We start from the raw sequence: 17,143 nt of genomic DNA on the forward strand, positions 1-17,143 counted from the left end.
ATGGCAACCGCAATCGCCTGGCGCCTGTTCTGGCGCGAACTAAAACGCGGTGAGCTGTGGGTAATCGCCTTTGCGCTGTTCTTAGCGGTGTTTTCGGTAGTTAGCCTGAGTGGCATTACGCAAAGCGTAAAATCGGCATTAGAACAACGCAGCGCGCATTTTATTGCCGCAGACAGAGTCTTGGGTTCCAGCCAGCCGTTTGATGAGCAGATTTTTGCACTGGCAGCAGAGTCGGGCATTGCCAGTGCCCGACAAATGCAATTTGACTCGATGTTATTCAGTAGCGCGCAAATGCAGTTATCGACAGTTAAAGCGGTGAGTAACAGTTATCCGCTGCGGGGCGACTTGATACTGCGGCGTTCCGATAACCTGTTAACGGGTGAAGCCGGTGAGTTAGTACCGGGCACAATTTGGCTGGAGCCGAGGCTGTTTGATCTGCTGCAGGTTGAGGTTGGGCAGAGCCTGGAGTTGGGGAATACTCAGCTGTTGGTTGGTGGGGTTATTGTCAACGAGCCCGATGCACCACTCAGTGTATTCGGCGGCAATCCAAGGGCGATAATGCATATCGACGATGTGGCCGCCTCCGGGATAGTGCAACCGGGCAGCCGCATCAGTTATCGCTATCTGTTTGCCGGCAGCAATAGTGAATTGGATGCCTTTAGCCAGGCGGTGACCCCGCTATTGACGGTGCATCAACGCTGGCGGGATCGGGATCGCCAGTCGGCGTTAGGCAGCGCCTTGGATCGCGCCGAACGCTTCCTGCTATTAGCCGGTTTATTGGGTATCGTACTGGCTGCTTGCGCAGCGGCGGTCGCTGCCAGCCGCTATAGCCAGCGCCACTCGCAGGCTGTGGCAATTATCAAAGCGCTGGGTGCCACAACGCAGCAGGTTAGAGTGATCTATTTTGGTCACTTGCTGCTGGTCGTGCTCTTTAGTCTGGTACTGGGTTTAGCCGTAGGCCAGGTCGCGTTAACCGGCGCAGAGCTCGGTATTAAGCACTATGTCGGTGATTTTCGCCCCGAGTTTAGCTGGCGGCCCCTGTGGTTGGGGGCCTTAACCTGTGTGTTATGCGCCTTGTTGTTTGCCGCCCGGCCATTATGGCGGTTAACGGTAACGCCTGCGATCCAGGTATTAAAGCAACCGTTGCAGCAAATGACTATCGACAGACTACAGCTGCTAACCGGTGCTGCCGCCGTATTCGGCCTGATGTGGCTATTTGCCGGCGACTGGTTTATCAGTTTAGGGCTATTTCTGATTTGCGCCGTCTTCGTGGCGATTTTACTGGGTGGTGCGATGTTACTGGTTAAGGCTGCCAAACCGGTTGCTGCGGGGCAAAGCAGTGCCGGTAAGCTGGCGCTGGCGAATTTACGCCGCCGGCTATGGGCCAATAGCTTTCAGCTGATTACTTTTACGCTGGCGTTGTTTCTGGCCTTGCTGCTGTACTTCGTCCGCGCTGAGTTAATCGGGCAGTGGCAGCAGCAGATCCCACCAGGTGCTCCCAACCACTTTTTAGTCAACGTCTCTGAAGCGCAGCGTAGCACACTGGCAGACTTTGCGGCGGAACATCAGTTGCAAACGGATACCTTTTACCCGGTGGTAAGAGGGCGGCTGGTGCAATTAAACGATGAAGTGTTCCGTGAGGAAGCAACCAAGGAAGATCGTAGCGAGCAGCGTACCGGTATCGGGCGGGAACTGAATCTGACCTGGCTGACTGAACTGCCGCCAGCGAACAAGGTTATCGCCGGAACCTGGTTTGGCAGCGACGCAACGGCCGAGGTCTCGGTCGAGCAAGAACTGGTTGAGCGTTTAGGCCTGAAATTGGGGGATACGTTGCATTTCTCTATTGGTGGGCAAGCCGTAACAGCACAATTGACCAGCATCCGTCAGGTTGACTGGAACAGCTTACAGCCGAACTTTTACATGATTTTAAGCCCGGATCTGCTGGCAGATTTCCCCGCCAGTTATATCACGGCGTTTTATCTGGAGTCAGAACGTTATCAGTTGGTGAACCAGTTATCACGGTTGATGCCCACTGTAACGGTAATCAGTGTTGAAGCCATTATTCGCCAGGTGCAGGATATTATTGCTCAGGTGACGCTGGCGCTAAGTTTTATTCTGATTATTATTGCGCTGTCAGCGGTACTGGTGTTAGTGGCTCAGGTACAAGCCACACTAGAGCAGCGGGAGCAGGAGCTGGCGATTTTACGTACTCTGGGCGCCCGTTATGCCTTTTTGCGTAATGCCTTGTTACTGGAGTTTACCTTTCTGGGCATTCTGGCCGGCATTTTTGCGACGGTGCTGGCCGAGGTGTTGTTACTCACCTTGCAACAACGCCTGTTTGAGTTACCCTTTAGCCCACATTATGCGCTATGGTGGTTAGGACCACTGGCTGGTGCCGTTATTGTGTCGTTATTGGGCTGGTGGCAACTACGTAAACTACTACGAATTCCTGGTGCGGTACTGATCCGGCGGGTGATTCAAAGTTAAAGCGAGATGCTACTTAAGTAAAAAACCGGCTTGTGCCGGTTTTTTACCAGGTTCGATCCAGGGCGTGATTAAAGCGCTAACGCAGCCAGTGCCTGCTGTAAATTGGGATAGCGAAATTGAAAGCCGGCGTCTAACAGTTTTTTCGGGATCACCCGCTGGCCGTACAGCAAAATATCCGACATTTCACCAAACAACAGTTTTAACACCGGCGCGGGCATTGGCAGCAGCGCGGGGCGTTTTAGGCGTTTAGCCAGCTCAGTACTGAATATCGCATTGGTGACTGGTTTGGGGGCTGTTGCATTGACCGCACCGCTGATCTGGTCGTTATGTAGCAGAAAGTCAATCAGTGCCACCATATCATCCAGATGGATCCAGGACATATACTGGTCACCGGAGCCAATTTTGCCTCCCAGGCCGAGTTTGAACGGTGGTAACATCTTTTTCAAGGCACCACCATTTGCGGCCAGTACCACTCCGGTTCTGATTAGGCAGACCCGGGTCTGCGGGCTGTTAGCCTGCCATGCAAGGTTCTCCCAGCGTGCACAGATATCATGGCTGAACTCGGGAAAAAATGCCTGATACTCTTCGCTGATCTCCTGCTCGCCCTGGCGCCCATAAAAACCAATAGCCGAGCCACTAATGAGCACAGCCGGCGGTGTGCTGGCAGCCGTGATATGCTGCACCAGCTGTTCTGTGAGTTGCCAGCGGCTTTGGCAAATCCGGTCTTTTTGGGCATCGGTCCAACGTTTGTCAGCTATCGGTTCACCGGCGAGATTAATCACGGCATCCAGCTGATTAAAATCAACCTTAGCCAGGTCGGTAATATACTGTACCGCGCTGCTGCCGGGACGCACAGTCCGGGTTAGCAAGGTTAGCTGATGCTCATTTTGCCAGTGCTTTAGCAGGGCACTGCCAATAAGACCGGTACCACCGGTTAGCAGGATCCGCATAGCGGCACTCCTTAATGGCTTAATCCGTTAAGTATAGCTGCTTTAGGGCGTGTTGACGTTTGCTGCTTGTTTTTGCAGCTGTTTGGCTGGTGTTTATACAAGGCAGAGCTTGTGATGTGTAGTTATTCTACATGAACAAGCGATAACGCAGTAGAAACGCCAGCCAAACGCTGCCCGAAGGGTTCGCGCTGGCGGCACTTTGCTCTTTGTCACTCGTCACTTATTTAGAATAACTAAACTGCGCTCCTCGTTTCGCGATCAAAGCGCCGCCAGTGCGAACAAAATCTAAGCAGCAAACATCAACACGCCCTAGGGCTTGTTGACCGATAAGGTCAAAGATACCGAGTCTGCGAAGCGCAGCGCATGGGGTTTATCCACTTCAACTTCAGCATAGCTGACACTGGGATGCGCGCTGGCCAGTGCCAGCACGTCGGCGGTTAATTTTTCCAGCAGTGCAAAGCGATTGTTTTCAACCAGGGCAATAATCTGCTTGGTAATGGTGCGGTAATTCAGAGCCTTGTCCATTTCATCACTATTGGCGGCAGCCTCGGCGCTATATTGAATACGGGCATTAATCACCACGTCCTGCTTATTTTTAATTTCGTCCTCATTGATGCCAATAAAGGTACGTAGACGGAGGTTTTTAATTTTAATCACGGCTGGGTTCAGCGCCATAACAGAATCCTTAAGTTGTTTTGCGATCCTTTACGCCGGGCGGACCTAAAGCGATCAGCTGTCTTGTGGTAATTGCAGCGTAAAGCGGGCTCCTCCCAGCGGGCTATCGTCGATATGGATCGCTCCGGAGTAGGAGTTGACTAATTCAGCAACAATCGACAAACCCACGCCATGCCCCTCCTGATAGGTATCCAGCCGGGTGCCGCGTTGAAACAATTCAGCCCGCCGTGCTTTGGCGATCCCCGGGCCATCATCTTCAATCACCAGCGTAAAGGGGGTGGTTTGCACCTCGAGTTTTACCTGACGCCGACAGGCCTTACAGGCATTATCCAGCAGGTTACCGAGGATCTCCATCAAATCGGTCTCATCGCCACGGAAAAAGGCGTCGGGCGCGCACTGTATCTCAATCTGACAGCCTTTATCCTGATAAATCCGGCGCAGCGCGTTGCTGACTTTTTCGACTACCGGTAGCATCGGGGTTTGTTTTTTCCAGATATCCTGACCAGAGCTACTGGCTTTTTTTAACTGATGCTCAATCATCACCGTAATGCGATCAATTTGTTCTTTGAGCTCGGGTTGTTGCGCCAGTGGCGAAGTGCGTAACACGGCGACCGGTGTTTTCAGCGCATGAGCTAAGTCACTTAAATGGTTACGATAGCGCAGTTTCTGCCGGTTCTGGTTTGCTAACAGCAGATTCAGATCCTCTTTAATCCCTCTGAGTTCTGATGGGTAATTCCCAGTCAGATGGTCCTGACGACCTTTTTCCAGTTGGCGGATCTCGTGATCCAGCCGGGTTAACGGCTTTGTTGTCCAGTAGTATGCCAGAATACTCAACAGCGTCAGGCCTGCCGCTATACCGGTAAACCAACGCAAAAGGGTAGAGCGGAAACTCTGGTGCGGCGCCAGCAACAGTTGTTCGCTTTGCACCACATGGATCGTCAAGGGTCTGGCGCTTTCACCGGTGTCAAACAAAAAGGCGATACTGAGCACCTGATAATTTTGTTCCTGTTCCACCGCATAAAAAATATGCTGACCGGGCGTCAGTTCAATATCGGGCAGGTTAAAAGACTGATTTAAAGAAGAGTCTGATTGCCATAGCAGTTGCTGACCATCTGTGACGTAGGCGGTTAAACCTGAATCCGGGCGGTAGAAGTCCGGCGCCAGGGTATTGTTGGTCAATTCTATTTTGTCATCAACCAGATTTAACTCGGACAAGATGGCGTACATATGAACTTCCATCTTTTGCTCGGCACCGGTCAGGAGTTGCTTATAAAAAGCTTGCTCAATGGCGACAAAGGAGCTGGGCAATAACAACACCAGCAATACGGCACTCACCAGTCCCTGTCGCAGTTTAAGTGGGATAACTCTCATTTATTCTACAGTCAGGTTAAAGCGATAACCCCGGCCACGTAAGGTCTCGATCGGTTTGAGTTCGCCATCCGGATCCAGCTTTTTGCGCAGGCGTAAAACAAAGACCTCAATCACGTTACTGTCTAAATCAAAATCCTGGTCGTAGATATGCTCCGTCAACTCGGTTTTCGAAATCACCTTGCCCGGGTTGAGCATAAAATACTCTAAAACCTTGTATTCGTATGCGGTCAGACTAACTTCATCATCGGCCAACCAGACTTGCTGTGTGCGGCTATTTAACGATATTGGCCCGGAGCGTAATAACGGATCCGGCTGACCCGCAGCACGACGGATCAGCGCGTTACAACGTGCCAGCAGCTCTTCGTTGTGAAAGGGTTTGGTCAGGTAGTCGTCGGCGCCAGCATCCAGGCCTTCTACTTTTTCCTGCCAGCTACCGCGGGCGGTCAAAATAATGATCGGTGTTTTTATTTCCTGTTTACGGGCTTTACGGATCACCGACAGGCCATCTAATTTTGGCAAGCCCAAATCAATAATCGCCAGATCATAGGGGTACTCGGACAATTTAAACCAGCCATCCGCGCCATCTGCCGCCAGATCGACGCTAAATTGCTGTAGTAACAACTGTCCTTTAATTTGTTCCGCTAACAGTTTTTCATCTTCAACCACTAATACCCGCATACTTATTCTTCCCTTTGTACCCGGCCATTGCGGCCATCAACTACCACATTGACTACTCTGCCATCGGACTGCATCACCCGGACTTTAAATTGTCTGCTGTCTGACTGCACTTTTAATACCCGGCCCGGATAACGCTCCTGTGCCAGACGGGTTGCTTTTTCTTTATTGATCTCACGTTTTACCGGATGTTGCTGTTGCTTAGGATCCGCTTTCGGTTCCGGTGCGGCCAGTAACGGCGGCGAAACCCATAACATGGCCAAGATCACTAATACAAATTTCATAACATCCTCCTACCTCTGGCCGGCAACGTTAGCACATGCAGCAGGCCTGCCAGATACTGTTCACCAAGGGGAACGGCAACTAAAACTTCGACATTTCAACAGCTAGCGCTATTGTAGCGCTTACCTAACCACTTTATCAGCTGTACTGTACTTAATTCTGAACCAGGCGGCAATCTGCAAAATGACATTCCCAAGCCCTAGCGCTCTTTGCAATTAGCATCGAATTCATCATTGATTACTTATTGCAAAGAACACTAGCACGAAGCATAGCGTTCATAGCCTTAATTGCTGCTGAATCATTTTGTAAATAATTTGGTAAATTTAGTTTTAATAAAGTTGCAAAAATAAAAATTAAGGCTAATTTTATTGTGGTTGGTATGTTAAGGCTTGTCACTGTGGCTGCAATGCCTGATCTCGTCGCCCTGTAATGCCAACCTGGAGCGACAGGATCTGGTTGCAGGCAGCTGTGAGCAGCAGCGCTGACAGCCGTTTCGGGAGGAAACATAACATGAAACATCTACTTATTTCTGCTTTCCTGGCAGCCCTGGTGATTGGTGCGAATGTCAGCCTGGCTAATACCAATACCCAGCAAGTCAGTAAAACCGCCGCCGCCGAAGCCAGCACTAAGCTGAAATTGAATCAAGCCAGTGCTGAACAACTGGCTGCAGTTCCGGGCCTGGGTAAGGTCAAAGCGCAGGCGATTGTCGACTATGTGCAGCAACATGGTGCGATTAAAAGTGAGGCCGATCTGACCAAGGTAAAAGGTATTGGCAATAAACTGGCGGCTAAGGTCGCAGAGTACGTCAGTTTTGACTAAACCGGAACCGGCCTTAGGCAAGCTCGCCTAAGGCCTTCATTTGCTCATTTGCCCATTGCACGGCATGATGGTAGGCATCAGGAATTTTATTAGCGGGTAATTTCAAGGTATTAATAAGCTGCGTCGCCTGTTCCCAGTCCGCATTTTCATAACACTCAATCAGTCTGATATAGGTAGCCAGTACACCGCTGCGCTCCACTAACGCAACCTTAATTTCAGCCGCCAGTGGTAGCTTTTCCATTACACTTTGAATCGGCTCATCGAGAATGGCATCCATCAACGACATCATCCCGGTGAGATAAGCTTTATCTTGCGGTACATTGCTCGATAACGCCGCTAAACCTTCTGCAAAGCAGGCGCGGGTCATCGCCATGCGCAGCAATTCAGCCGGTTTGTCGGTACTAATTTGCGCGGTAAAGAGTAGCGAGAGGAATTTCTTCAGCTCTGCCTGACCTAACACCACCAGCGCATGTTTAATGGTTTCAATCTCTGCCCGGCGCCGAAAAATGGCTGAATTACTGTAACGCAATAATTTGTAGGAGAGGGTGACGTCACGTTTAAATACCTCGGTGATCTTCACCAGATCAATTTCTGCCTTCGAGGTTTCATATAACAGCTCTGCCAGGGCAAGTTGTGCTGGTGACAGGGCTCGAGTCTGCAGAATTTCCGGCTTTGAGAAAAAAAAGCCCTGAAAATAGTCGAAACCTTGCTTCAAAGCATGTTGGAAGGCTTCATTAGTTTCTACTTTTTCTGCCAGTAACTTAATATGTGGAAAATCGGTAAGCGCCTGCTTAATCTCATCGATAGTTTCGTCGCTGGTGGTGCGAACATCGATTTTGATGATGTCTACATACTGATAGAAATGGCGCCAGACATTGCGATGCACATAATCATCTAATGCCAGCGTGTAGCCCTGTTCTTTTAGTTCCTGACATTCGGCCAGTAAGCGTTTACCAGGTTGAATGGTTTCCAGTACTTCTACCACAATTTGGTCGCGCGGCAGCATGCTGGGATATTTTTTAACCAGGGTTTCTAACGTAAAGTTGATAAAGCCGGGTTTATCGCCAAGAAAATCATCCAGGCCAAAACTAAATTGGCTACCTTCAATCATTTTAGAGGTAGCCTCGTCGCCATCGATGTTCGGGAAGGCATTAACCAGACCGTCCCGAAACAACAATTCGTAACCAAATAACTGTTTATTTTTATCCAGAATTGGCTGGCGCGCAGCATAAAAATACATAACCAACAAGTCTCCGGTAACATAGCGACAGCGCTATTGTTATTGCCAGCCTGAAAACTGGCAATAACTATTATCCCTGCAGCTAGTTTAGCATCGCTTAATTGTTGTGAGTTAACTGTTTTTTATTTGCTGCTCCATTTTGCCGAATAATTGTCGGATCGACGGGGCGGGAGCTTTAGTGCATAAACTCACGCCAACAATAGCGAGCGTACTGAGGATAACACCAGGCACAATTTCGTACATTAACTGGCTAAGCCGTTGGCCATCGACGGTAACAGGGGCGTAGATCCAAATCAGTACCGTCAGTGCACCGACAATAATACCGCTCAGCGCACCAGCAAAGGTCATTCGCGACCAGTACAGGCTAAGGATAATTAACGGACCAAAGGCCGCACCAAAGCCTGCCCAGGCGTTACTGACCAGCTGCAATACCGAGCTGTTGCGGTCAAACGCGAGGGCAATGGCAACCAATGCTACCAGTAATACCGACAACCGGCCAATAACCACCAGCTCAGTCTGCGACGCGTTACGTTTGACAAAGGCTTTATAAAAGTCTTCGGTCAGTGAGCTTGAGGTGACCAATAACTGTGATGAAATGGTGCTCATAATTGCTGCCAGGATCGCAGCCAGCAGGAAGCCACTGATGAGCGGATGAAACAGAAATTGTGAGAACACAATGAAAATAGTTTCCGGATCATTCAGTGTCATTTCGGTTTTTGCGACATAGGCGATACCAACAAAGCCGGTCATGACAGCGCCGACAATGGTCACCAACATCCAGCTCATGCCGATACGGCGTGCAACCTTAATATCTTGTACTGAGCGGATCGCCATAAAACGCACAATAATATGCGGCTGGCCGAAATAGCCAAGCCCCCAGGATAAGGCTGAAATAATGGCTAATGCTGAGCTGGCTCCCACCCAGCTTAGTAAGTCCGGATTGATCCGATTCACGATTTGGTTAACTTCGGTCATGCCGCCTAAATGATCAATTGCGACTATCGGAACCAGCACTAACGCCAGAAACATCAGACAGCCTTGCACAAAGTCGGTTAAGCTCACCGCCATAAAACCGCCAATCAAGGTGTAAATGACTACCACACCGGCAGTAATAAACAGACCGAGTTCATAGTTAAGCCCAAAGGAGCTCTCAAATAATTTACCGCCGCCGACGACGCCGGATGACGTATAAAGGGTAAAAAATACCACTATAACCAGTGATGATACTATGCGCAGTAAGCGTGTTTTATCTTCAAAGCGTTTTTCAAAGTAATCCGGAATGGTGATCGCATCCTGAGCGATTTCGGTGTACACCCGCAACCTGGGGGCAACCACCAGGTAATTCAGATAGGCTCCGATTAATAAGCCCACGGCGATCCAGGTGCTACTTAATCCAGAAATATACATCGCACCGGGCAAGCCCATCAGCATCCAGCCGCTCATATCGGAAGCACCGGCAGAAAGCGCCGTAACACTGGGGCTGAGTTTCCGGCCGCCGAGCATATAGCCTGATACGTCGTTGTCGGTTGTTTTATAGGCATAAAGCCCGATAGCAATCATCGCCAGAAAATAAATGGCGAGCGCAACAAGGGTGGCAGTTTCCACGCAGAAAGCTCCTGTTTGTTCTAGGTTTTAGTAAAGTGAGCTGACGTTTGCTGACGACACTGAATAGGCAGCGCATCAGCAAAGGTCAATTCGCTTTAAATGCTAACAAGATGTGCCCGGGGTTGCCAGCGCTTTTATGCTGACTTAACTTGCCGGGCCGGGGATCTGACGAATATTCCGGATTATTCCGGATAGAGCGCAGTCAATGCAGAGCGTTTCGAAGTTGCAGTCGCTTTGGGTAATTGCTGCCAGGCCTGATAAAGCATATCGCCTTGCCAGGGCGTATTTTGCTGACCATAGAGCTGTTGTTCCAGTTGTAACAGTGCGTCAGCAAAGGCGGGGGTACCGGCGTGGCGGCGCAATTCGCCCAGACTTCTTGGCGCTGGTTGAAAACGCTGTTTGCCCCAATACAATAACGCTTGCGCCGCCGCTTTTGCGTCGCCAGTCTGACACGCGCGTTGCAAGGCTTTGGGGCTATAGCTGGCATCGGGTTGGCTTGTTGGTGCTGTACGGGCAATAGAAGCACGCCGCTGCAGCAGATAGCCAACCAGCAAGAGTGAGCTTAACCACAGACCAGCTAACAGATTGCTGGTGTAGTTCCATTGCCAGTGGTTAGCGGTGGGCGTCTGAGTTTGCACTTTAGTTTGGATTACTGGCGCCGGACTTATTGGCTGTTGCGCCTGACCGCTGACTTGGAGGGTCCGCTCTGGCAGTACCGCATAGTCTAGCTGGTTGGTCTGACTATTCCACCACGGCAGTCGGATTTCAGGCAGGACAAGGCTGCCATTGCTGCTGGCGATAAGGGCTGTGGTATAGACTTTTTGCGCGACCATCCGCCCGCTGCGTTCAGCACCCCGGCTTTGCGGTTGCTCCTGATAAGCTCTGATCCCGTCGGGGTATTGTTGACTTAAGTCGGGTAACTGGTTTGCTGCGACATCAACTGCCGACAGGGTAATAATCCGGGTTACCGGCTCACCGGCTTTTAGCTCAGCGCCTTCTGGCTGCCATTCTTCGGTTAGCGTGACCAGGCCAGCAACCAGCCAGTTACCGGGAAAGTTGTCCGGTTGCGGTTTAATTTCCAGCCGCACGGGCTCTGCTTCGGCCATCACGGTTTTACTGCGCGAAAAATAGTTATAGCGGCTTGGATCGCGATCAATCATGTCACCGGTAAAGAGGGGGGGCTGGATACTCAGGTTACCGCTTTGCTGCGGTGTAATGGCATAACGCCGGGTAATAGTGCGGTAGCGTACACCATCAACCAGTGCTGTCCCTTCGACATCCGGACCCAGCCGCTGAATTTCAGCGCCCTCCAGTGCCGGCTCAGTTAAGTTGCCGCGCTGCAGGTCACCGCTGAAATAAATCACCACATCGTAGTACAGCATCTGCTGCACATAGACTGACGGATAGCCGGAGAGCTTCGCCTCCAGGAAGATATCTTGTTTCGTTTGGCTCTGTGCTTGTTCGATAACTTCGAGTGCAATAGGGGTTGAGCTAATGCCATTAATCGTAAAAGCCGGGATCCGAAAACTGCCGGTACTCCTTGGAAACAGCGTCAGACTCCAGCTGGTACTATGACTGGTGCGGCCATTAATCACCTGAGTGCTTTGACTTACCGCCGGCACCATAACCCGAAAGTCCTGTTGTAGCTCACGATAATCCAGCGCATCGGCGCTAAGGCGGGCGTCAGCAGTGACGACCAGAGTAATAGCTTCGCCAAGCATCGCCGGATTTTTATCCACCGAACTTTGCAGGCTGCTAAACGCCATAGCTGCACCGCCAAATAGCAATTGGCTAAACAAAATAACGACAAGTAAGCGGGTTACCATTCCTGTTGAGCTCCTGGCGGCGGGGCAGTGCGCCGTTTTTGTTGTTCCAGTAACATGCGGTTGCGCAGCAGCAGACCCGGATCGTCCTGCACTTTGCGCAATAAATTTTCAAGTTGTTGCTGTTGCTCTGGCGTGGCATTGGGCCAGGGCTCGGTGATTTGCCGCTGCGGTTGCTGCTCAGCAGACTGCTCTTCAGCTTCGCCCGCGTCACCGGCAGGGCGTGGCTGAGCTTGTTTAGCTTGCTCTTCGCCTGCTGCTGGTGCGGCATCTTGTTGAGTCTGGGTGTTGTCTGCTTGCTGCGGCTCAGCTTCGCCCTGTTCTGCCGGCTGGTTTTGCTCGGCCGATTGCGGATCACCCTGCTGGTCTTGTTGATTCTGCTGGTCTTGTTGATCCTGCTGTGATTGTTGGTTTTGCTGTTGTTGTGCTTGCTGCTGTTGCTCTTTTAGCAGCTGTTGCATCAACTCGGCGTTTTTACGTGCATTTTCATTATCAGGTTCGAGTTCTAACGCCTGCTGATAGGACGAGAGCGCCTGCTCGAACTGCTGCTGCATGGCCTGGGCATTGCCGAGATTCTGCCAGGCGGCAGCATTGGGTTGCGTGCTCACTGCTTGTTGATAGGCGCTGGCGGCTTTGGCATAGTCCCCGGCACGGTAAGCGGCATTACCTTGCCACAAGGGATCGGTAAATTTTTGTTGGGCGGCGCTAAAGTCACCTTGTTGATAATCAGCAATGGCTTGTTGCTGTTTGTTTTGCCATAAATCACGCCAGCTCACCGCTTCAGCCGGTGGTAAATACACTAACAGACAGACCAGCAGGACAGCCGATCGCCGTCCCAGCCACAGCGCCAGCGGCAGCAGCAACCACACCAGATAGACGGCAGCATCCTGCCAGTTATCTCCCAGCCTGGCTTCAGTATTATCCCGGGTATCTTCAGGTTGGCTAAAGCCAGCCAGCAGCGCCTGCAAATCACTGTTATCGGCGCCGGCTTGCTGATACTCGCCGCCACCCTGTTTGGCTAAAATACTCAGTTGCTGTAGTGGTACTCTTGGTACGACGACAGCTCCCTGACTGTTCTTTAGTAACTCGCCATTTTCCAGACGAACAACCGCCCCCTCGGCCTGGCCAAACGCCAGAATGGATAACCGGTGCGGGTAATTATTGAGCAGTTGCTGCAATGCGTGATAGCTGTCTTGATCAAAGCCATCGGTAAACAGCATGACTTCACCGCGGCTGTAGCCTGCCTGTCGCAGCACCTCGTCGGCTAATTGCAGCGCATGCAACACATTGGAACCCTGGCCCGGTAGTAATTCGGGTTTTAAATTCGGGATCTGTAGTCGGATATTATTGTAATCGATGGTCAGAGGCGAAATCACAAAGGCTTCCGCGGCATAGCTGATCAATGCCAGGTCACCCTCGCGTAATTTATCAACAAAATCCAGTGCTTTAAAACGCTGTTGGGTTAAGCGGTCTGGCACCATATCGGTTGCCCGCATCGACATCGACATATCCAGAATCAACACCGTCGCTTTTTTTACCGCCAGCGCCGGTTGCGGCAGTTTTTGCCAACTTGGACCACTAAGCGCCAGTACGGCTAACAACCAGCACAGTGCCAGTATGGGGAGAGCCCAGGGCTGTTGACGCTTTAATTGTTCACCCAGCAACACCACAGGCTGAAGATGGCGGGCAATCAGATTTTGCCACAGGCTGTGTTGCTGGCGGTGACTACGTAACAACAGCCAGAGCAATACTGCGGGTACCAGCGCGAGCAGCCAGTAGGGTCGTAATAAATGCAAATCAGCGAGCACCTGATATTACTCCTGTCCAGTCAATACGCCGCGCCGCCAGCCAGAATGAGCAAAGTAAAGCCAGGGCCAGGGGGTAATGCAGTAAACTCCGCTGTGGCCGGTAGGTGAGTTGTTCTCGTTCAATCGGCTCCAGTTCATCAAGCAGCTGATAAATTTGTCGCAGCTCCGCCGGACTGCGGGCACGGAAGTAGCGCCCGCCCGTTTGCTCTGCGATTTGGATTAATAAGGGTTCATCCAAATCCTGTGATGGATTAATTACGCGCTGGCCGAAAATGCTATTTTGCACCATTTGCTCGGCGCCCAAACCGACAGTATAAATCCTGATCCCAGCAGCTATGGCGAGTTTCAGCGCTTCCTGCGGCTGAATGTCGCCAGCGTTATTGGCGCCATCACTGAGTAAAATCAACACTTTATTGGTGGTGTCGTAACTATTCAGGCGCTTTACACTTAGGCCAATGGCTTCACCGATCGCAGTACGTTGCCCGACCAGACCCATTACTGCATCGTCCAGAAATTGTTGTACTGTCGCTAAATCGAAGGTTAACGGGGCTTGCTGATAAGCGGCATCGGCAAACAAGATTAAGCCGACGCGATCGCCTTGGCGTGCCAGAATAAAATCCCGCAATACGTTCTTCATTGCTTCCAGACGGGTAAAACGTTGACCATTTAGCTCCATATCCGGAATATCCATCGAACCGGAGAGATCCAGTGCCAGCATCAATTCCCGGCCCTGTTGCGGCAGTGCCACCGGCTCACCCAGCCAACGTGGTTGGCTGGCACTAAACACCAGTAAACACCAACACAATAGCAATACCAAACGACTACTCAGCGGAGCCGCAGCCGCTTCGCGCTGCTGCTGGCCGAGTTTGGCCAGTGCCGGCAGTTTTAGCGCCCGGCCGGCTGGCTGCGGTAGCTTTCGTAATAACCAGGGCAGGGGCAAGGCTAACAACAACCAGGGATAGCTCAGATCAAACATGCTGGCCTCCGCTGGAGAGGGTCGGGCTAAGTTTAGTTGCGTTAAAGGCTTGCAGATACAGCCGGGCTGCGTGATACAGCTGTTGTCGGTCTGCAACGCTATGTTGCGACGGGGCCTGATATAACAACACGCTCAGATCCGGTAAGCGCACATCCGCTGGTAAGCACTGTTGCCAATGCTGCTGCCAATCCGCTGTGCCAGCGCTGAGTAGCGGATGACTTGGCCAGTAGCTTTTCAGCAAACGTTTTAAAAGTTGATTCAGCTGAGTCGCCAGTAGTTCATCCTGTGGATCTAAGCGCTGAAATTCACGCCAGGCCTGTCGCTTTGCTGCCTGCTGCTGCCAGCGGCGCCACAGATGATAGCTCAGCATTGCTAAACCCAGGGCCGCGAGTGCAATCAGCAACCAGTGTCCGGCTGCCAGTAAGGGCGTATCAGGGAAGGGCGGCTCGTTAATATCGGCCAGTAAACTAAGCAGTTGTGCCTGATCAGTCATGATAAGCTCCGGCCAGTTGCGACAATAAAGGTGCGGCGCTACTCAGCGTTAACCACTGACAGCCCTGGCGCAGCAGTTTGGCTTTGCACTCGGCAAGAGCTTGCTGTTGTTGTTGTTGATAGCGCTGTTTTAGCTTGTTGTTTAAATCCACTACGGCGGTGCTGCCTTGTTGGGCACTGACTAATGCCTCGCCATACAGGTTGTCGGGCAGGTACAGTTCCAGCGGATCGGAAAACTGACAACAATGAATTTCGTTATGTTGTTTTAACACCTGTAAATGTCGTAACGCCTCATCATCAAGCTGATTAAAGTCGGATAAAATATACAGCAAACTGCCTGGCCTTAATACCCGGCGCAGTTCTGCTAAGGCGTTGGCCAGCGTCATGCCCTGATTAGTCTGTTGTTGCTGATGCACATCCAGCAGTGCCTGCAGGTAGCGCAGTACGCCTTTACTTCTGCCAAGCGGTTTGAGTAAAACATGTTGCTGTTCACTAAATACCAGGCCGCCGAGTTTATCGCCCTGGGCTTTACAGTGCCAACCGAGCAGTGCGGCCAGATGCGCCGCCTGTACGGATTTTAGTAGCAAGGTGGAGCCAAAACGCATGGTTTCGCTTAGATCGGTCAGAATAAATACCGGCCGCTCCCGCTCTTCGCGGAACAACTTGGTATGCACCCGACCGGTACGGGCAGTAACACGCCAGTCGATAGCCCGGACGTCATCACCGGGTTGATAATGCCGCACTTCATCAAATTCCATACCGCGGCCTTTACTGCGGGCCAGATAGCTCCCAGCCAGCTTACTCTGGGCGTTACGCCCCGGTTTTAAATCCAGCAACCGGGTATGGCGCTGATACCATAACAATTCTGGCAGGGCTAACTGTACGCCAGTCGCCTGCAAACTCTGGAACCAAGTTGTCGGATCAAAGACCGGGTTACTCATTTCAAGGTACTGCAACCAGTTCTAGGATGTCAGTCAGTACCTGGTCGGTACTGATACCCTCAGCCTCGGCGGCGTAGGTCAGAATTAAGCGATGGCGCAGCACATTATGAAATACGGCCTGAATATCTTCCGGCGTAACAAAATCTCTGCCGGCTAACCAGGCGCGGGCGCGGGAACAACGATCCAGGGCAATTGTTGCCCGTGGGCTGGCGCCATAGCCGATATAGCTGGCCAGTTTGGCGCTGTAGGCTGCAGGTTGGCGGGTGGCCATCACCAGTTGCACCATATAATGTTCAAGGCTCTCAGCCAGATGCAGTTTTAATACCTGCTGGCGGGCCGCGAAAATATCCGCCTGACTGATGGGGGCCGCTTTAACCGGTGTTTCATGGCGGGCTTCGGCGCGGGTTAAGCGCAGGATCTCCAGCTCGGTCGCGCTATCCGGGTAATCCACCTTTAAATGTAATAAAAAGCGGTCAAGCTGAGCTTCCGGCAGCGGATAAGTGCCTTCCTGCTCCAGTGGGTTTTGCGTCGCCATCACCAGAAACAGCTCCGGCAGTTTATAAGTATTGCGACCCACGGTGACCTGTTTCTCTGCCATCGCTTCCAGTAGCGCAGACTGAACCTTGGCGGGGGCACGGTTAATTTCATCCGCCAGAATTAAATTATGAAACAACGGACCGGATTGAAAGGCAAAGGCGCCGGTCTCCGGCCGGTAGATATCGGTGCCGGTTAAATCAGCCGGCAGTAAGTCAGGCGTAAACTGAATACGGTGAAATTCGGCTTCTACACCCTGCGCCAGCGCGTTCACTGCCCGGGTTTTCGCCAGACCTGGCGGGCCCTCGACCAACAGGTGACCATTGGCTAATAGCGCCAGCAAAATGCCTTCGGTTAATGCTGGTTGTCCCAGTACCTGACTATCCAGATAAGATTTTAATGACGCAAAAGCCTGTACCATCATGATTTCTGTCTTATTCTTTAAAAGTGGTTGATTTATGACCG

Annotated in this window: 16 protein-coding genes; 2 read left to right on the forward strand and 14 right to left on the reverse strand. The window is 51.6% G+C overall.

Features of this window, described 5'->3' with window-relative positions:
* On the forward strand, nucleotides 1–2,487 hold the full coding sequence (locus AAY72_RS04290) for an ABC transporter permease (protein WP_057785719.1): 2,487 nt from the start codon (nucleotides 1–3) through the stop codon (nucleotides 2,485–2,487).
* A gap of 68 nt (nucleotides 2,488–2,555) precedes the next feature.
* Here the strand turns inward: AAY72_RS04290 and AAY72_RS04295 are convergent, their stop codons facing one another.
* The 6 genes from AAY72_RS04295 to AAY72_RS04320 form a co-directional block, all read right to left on the reverse strand.
* On the reverse strand, nucleotides 2,556–3,437 hold the full coding sequence (locus AAY72_RS04295) for a TIGR01777 family oxidoreductase (RefSeq protein ID WP_057785720.1): 882 nt from the start codon (nucleotides 3,435–3,437) through the stop codon (nucleotides 2,556–2,558).
* Nucleotides 3,438–3,746: 309 nt separating this feature from the next.
* Nucleotides 3,747–4,112 carry a dihydroneopterin triphosphate 2'-epimerase gene (folX, locus tag AAY72_RS04300; RefSeq protein WP_008983153.1) on the reverse strand — a complete coding sequence of 122 codons (366 nt, stop codon included), beginning with the start codon at nucleotides 4,110–4,112 and terminating at the stop codon, nucleotides 3,747–3,749.
* A gap of 54 nt (nucleotides 4,113–4,166) precedes the next feature.
* Nucleotides 4,167–5,483, reverse strand: coding sequence for an ATP-binding protein (locus AAY72_RS04305; RefSeq protein WP_008983154.1), 1,317 nt, complete (start codon nucleotides 5,481–5,483; stop codon nucleotides 4,167–4,169).
* The gene (locus AAY72_RS04310) at nucleotides 5,484–6,161 is read right to left on the reverse strand and encodes a response regulator transcription factor (protein WP_057785721.1); all 678 of its coding nucleotides are present in this window, start codon (nucleotides 6,159–6,161) and stop codon (nucleotides 5,484–5,486) included.
* Between the two features lie 2 nt (nucleotides 6,162–6,163).
* Nucleotides 6,164–6,442 carry a PepSY domain-containing protein gene (locus AAY72_RS04315; RefSeq protein WP_008983156.1) on the reverse strand — a complete coding sequence of 93 codons (279 nt, stop codon included), beginning with the start codon at nucleotides 6,440–6,442 and terminating at the stop codon, nucleotides 6,164–6,166.
* Between the two features lie 235 nt (nucleotides 6,443–6,677).
* A complete protein-coding gene (locus tag AAY72_RS04320) occupies nucleotides 6,678–6,959 on the reverse strand; it encodes a hypothetical protein (protein ID WP_057785722.1) in 282 nt (93 codons plus the stop codon).
* Here AAY72_RS04320 and AAY72_RS04325 point away from each other — a divergent pair.
* Nucleotides 6,951–7,259, forward strand: a complete 309-nt coding sequence (locus tag AAY72_RS04325) for a helix-hairpin-helix domain-containing protein (RefSeq protein ID WP_008983157.1) — start codon at nucleotides 6,951–6,953, stop codon at nucleotides 7,257–7,259. The genes AAY72_RS04320 and AAY72_RS04325 overlap by 9 nt on opposite strands.
* 13 nt (nucleotides 7,260–7,272) lie before the next feature.
* On the opposite strand, the gene AAY72_RS04330 is transcribed toward AAY72_RS04325, so the two are convergent.
* From AAY72_RS04330 to AAY72_RS04365, 8 genes are all read right to left on the reverse strand, one after another.
* Nucleotides 7,273–8,499 carry an EAL and HDOD domain-containing protein gene (locus AAY72_RS04330; protein ID WP_057785723.1) on the reverse strand — a complete coding sequence of 409 codons (1,227 nt, stop codon included), beginning with the start codon at nucleotides 8,497–8,499 and terminating at the stop codon, nucleotides 7,273–7,275.
* A gap of 111 nt (nucleotides 8,500–8,610) precedes the next feature.
* Entirely contained in the window at nucleotides 8,611–10,104 is a 1,494-nt protein-coding gene (gene putP / locus AAY72_RS04335) for a sodium/proline symporter PutP (protein WP_008983159.1), read from the reverse strand.
* Nucleotides 10,105–10,286: 182 nt separating this feature from the next.
* Nucleotides 10,287–11,930 (reverse strand): BatD family protein, encoded by a 1,644-nt coding sequence (locus AAY72_RS04340; protein WP_057785724.1) that lies wholly within the window; start codon nucleotides 11,928–11,930, stop codon nucleotides 10,287–10,289.
* The gene (locus AAY72_RS04345; protein WP_057785725.1) at nucleotides 11,924–13,735 is read right to left on the reverse strand and encodes a VWA domain-containing protein; all 1,812 of its coding nucleotides are present in this window, start codon (nucleotides 13,733–13,735) and stop codon (nucleotides 11,924–11,926) included. The genes AAY72_RS04340 and AAY72_RS04345 overlap by 7 nt, the downstream gene beginning before the upstream one ends.
* Nucleotides 13,725–14,711: a VWA domain-containing protein gene (locus tag AAY72_RS04350; RefSeq protein WP_057785726.1), complete on the reverse strand. Its 987-nt coding sequence runs from the start codon at nucleotides 14,709–14,711 to the stop codon at nucleotides 13,725–13,727. The genes AAY72_RS04345 and AAY72_RS04350 overlap by 11 nt, the downstream gene beginning before the upstream one ends.
* On the reverse strand, nucleotides 14,704–15,204 hold the full coding sequence (locus AAY72_RS04355; protein WP_057785727.1) for a DUF4381 domain-containing protein: 501 nt from the start codon (nucleotides 15,202–15,204) through the stop codon (nucleotides 14,704–14,706). The genes AAY72_RS04350 and AAY72_RS04355 overlap by 8 nt, the downstream gene beginning before the upstream one ends.
* Nucleotides 15,197–16,144, reverse strand: coding sequence for a DUF58 domain-containing protein (locus AAY72_RS04360; RefSeq protein ID WP_057785728.1), 948 nt, complete (start codon nucleotides 16,142–16,144; stop codon nucleotides 15,197–15,199). The genes AAY72_RS04355 and AAY72_RS04360 overlap by 8 nt, the downstream gene beginning before the upstream one ends.
* Nucleotide 16,145: 1 nt before the next feature.
* A complete protein-coding gene (locus AAY72_RS04365) occupies nucleotides 16,146–17,102 on the reverse strand; it encodes a MoxR family ATPase (RefSeq protein ID WP_008983165.1) in 957 nt (318 codons plus the stop codon).
* Nucleotides 17,103–17,143: the final 41 nt, after the last annotated feature.

The organism is Alishewanella sp. WH16-1 (assembly GCF_001441695.1).
GTDB classification, from domain to species: Bacteria; Pseudomonadota; Gammaproteobacteria; order Enterobacterales; family Alteromonadaceae; genus Alishewanella; species Alishewanella agri.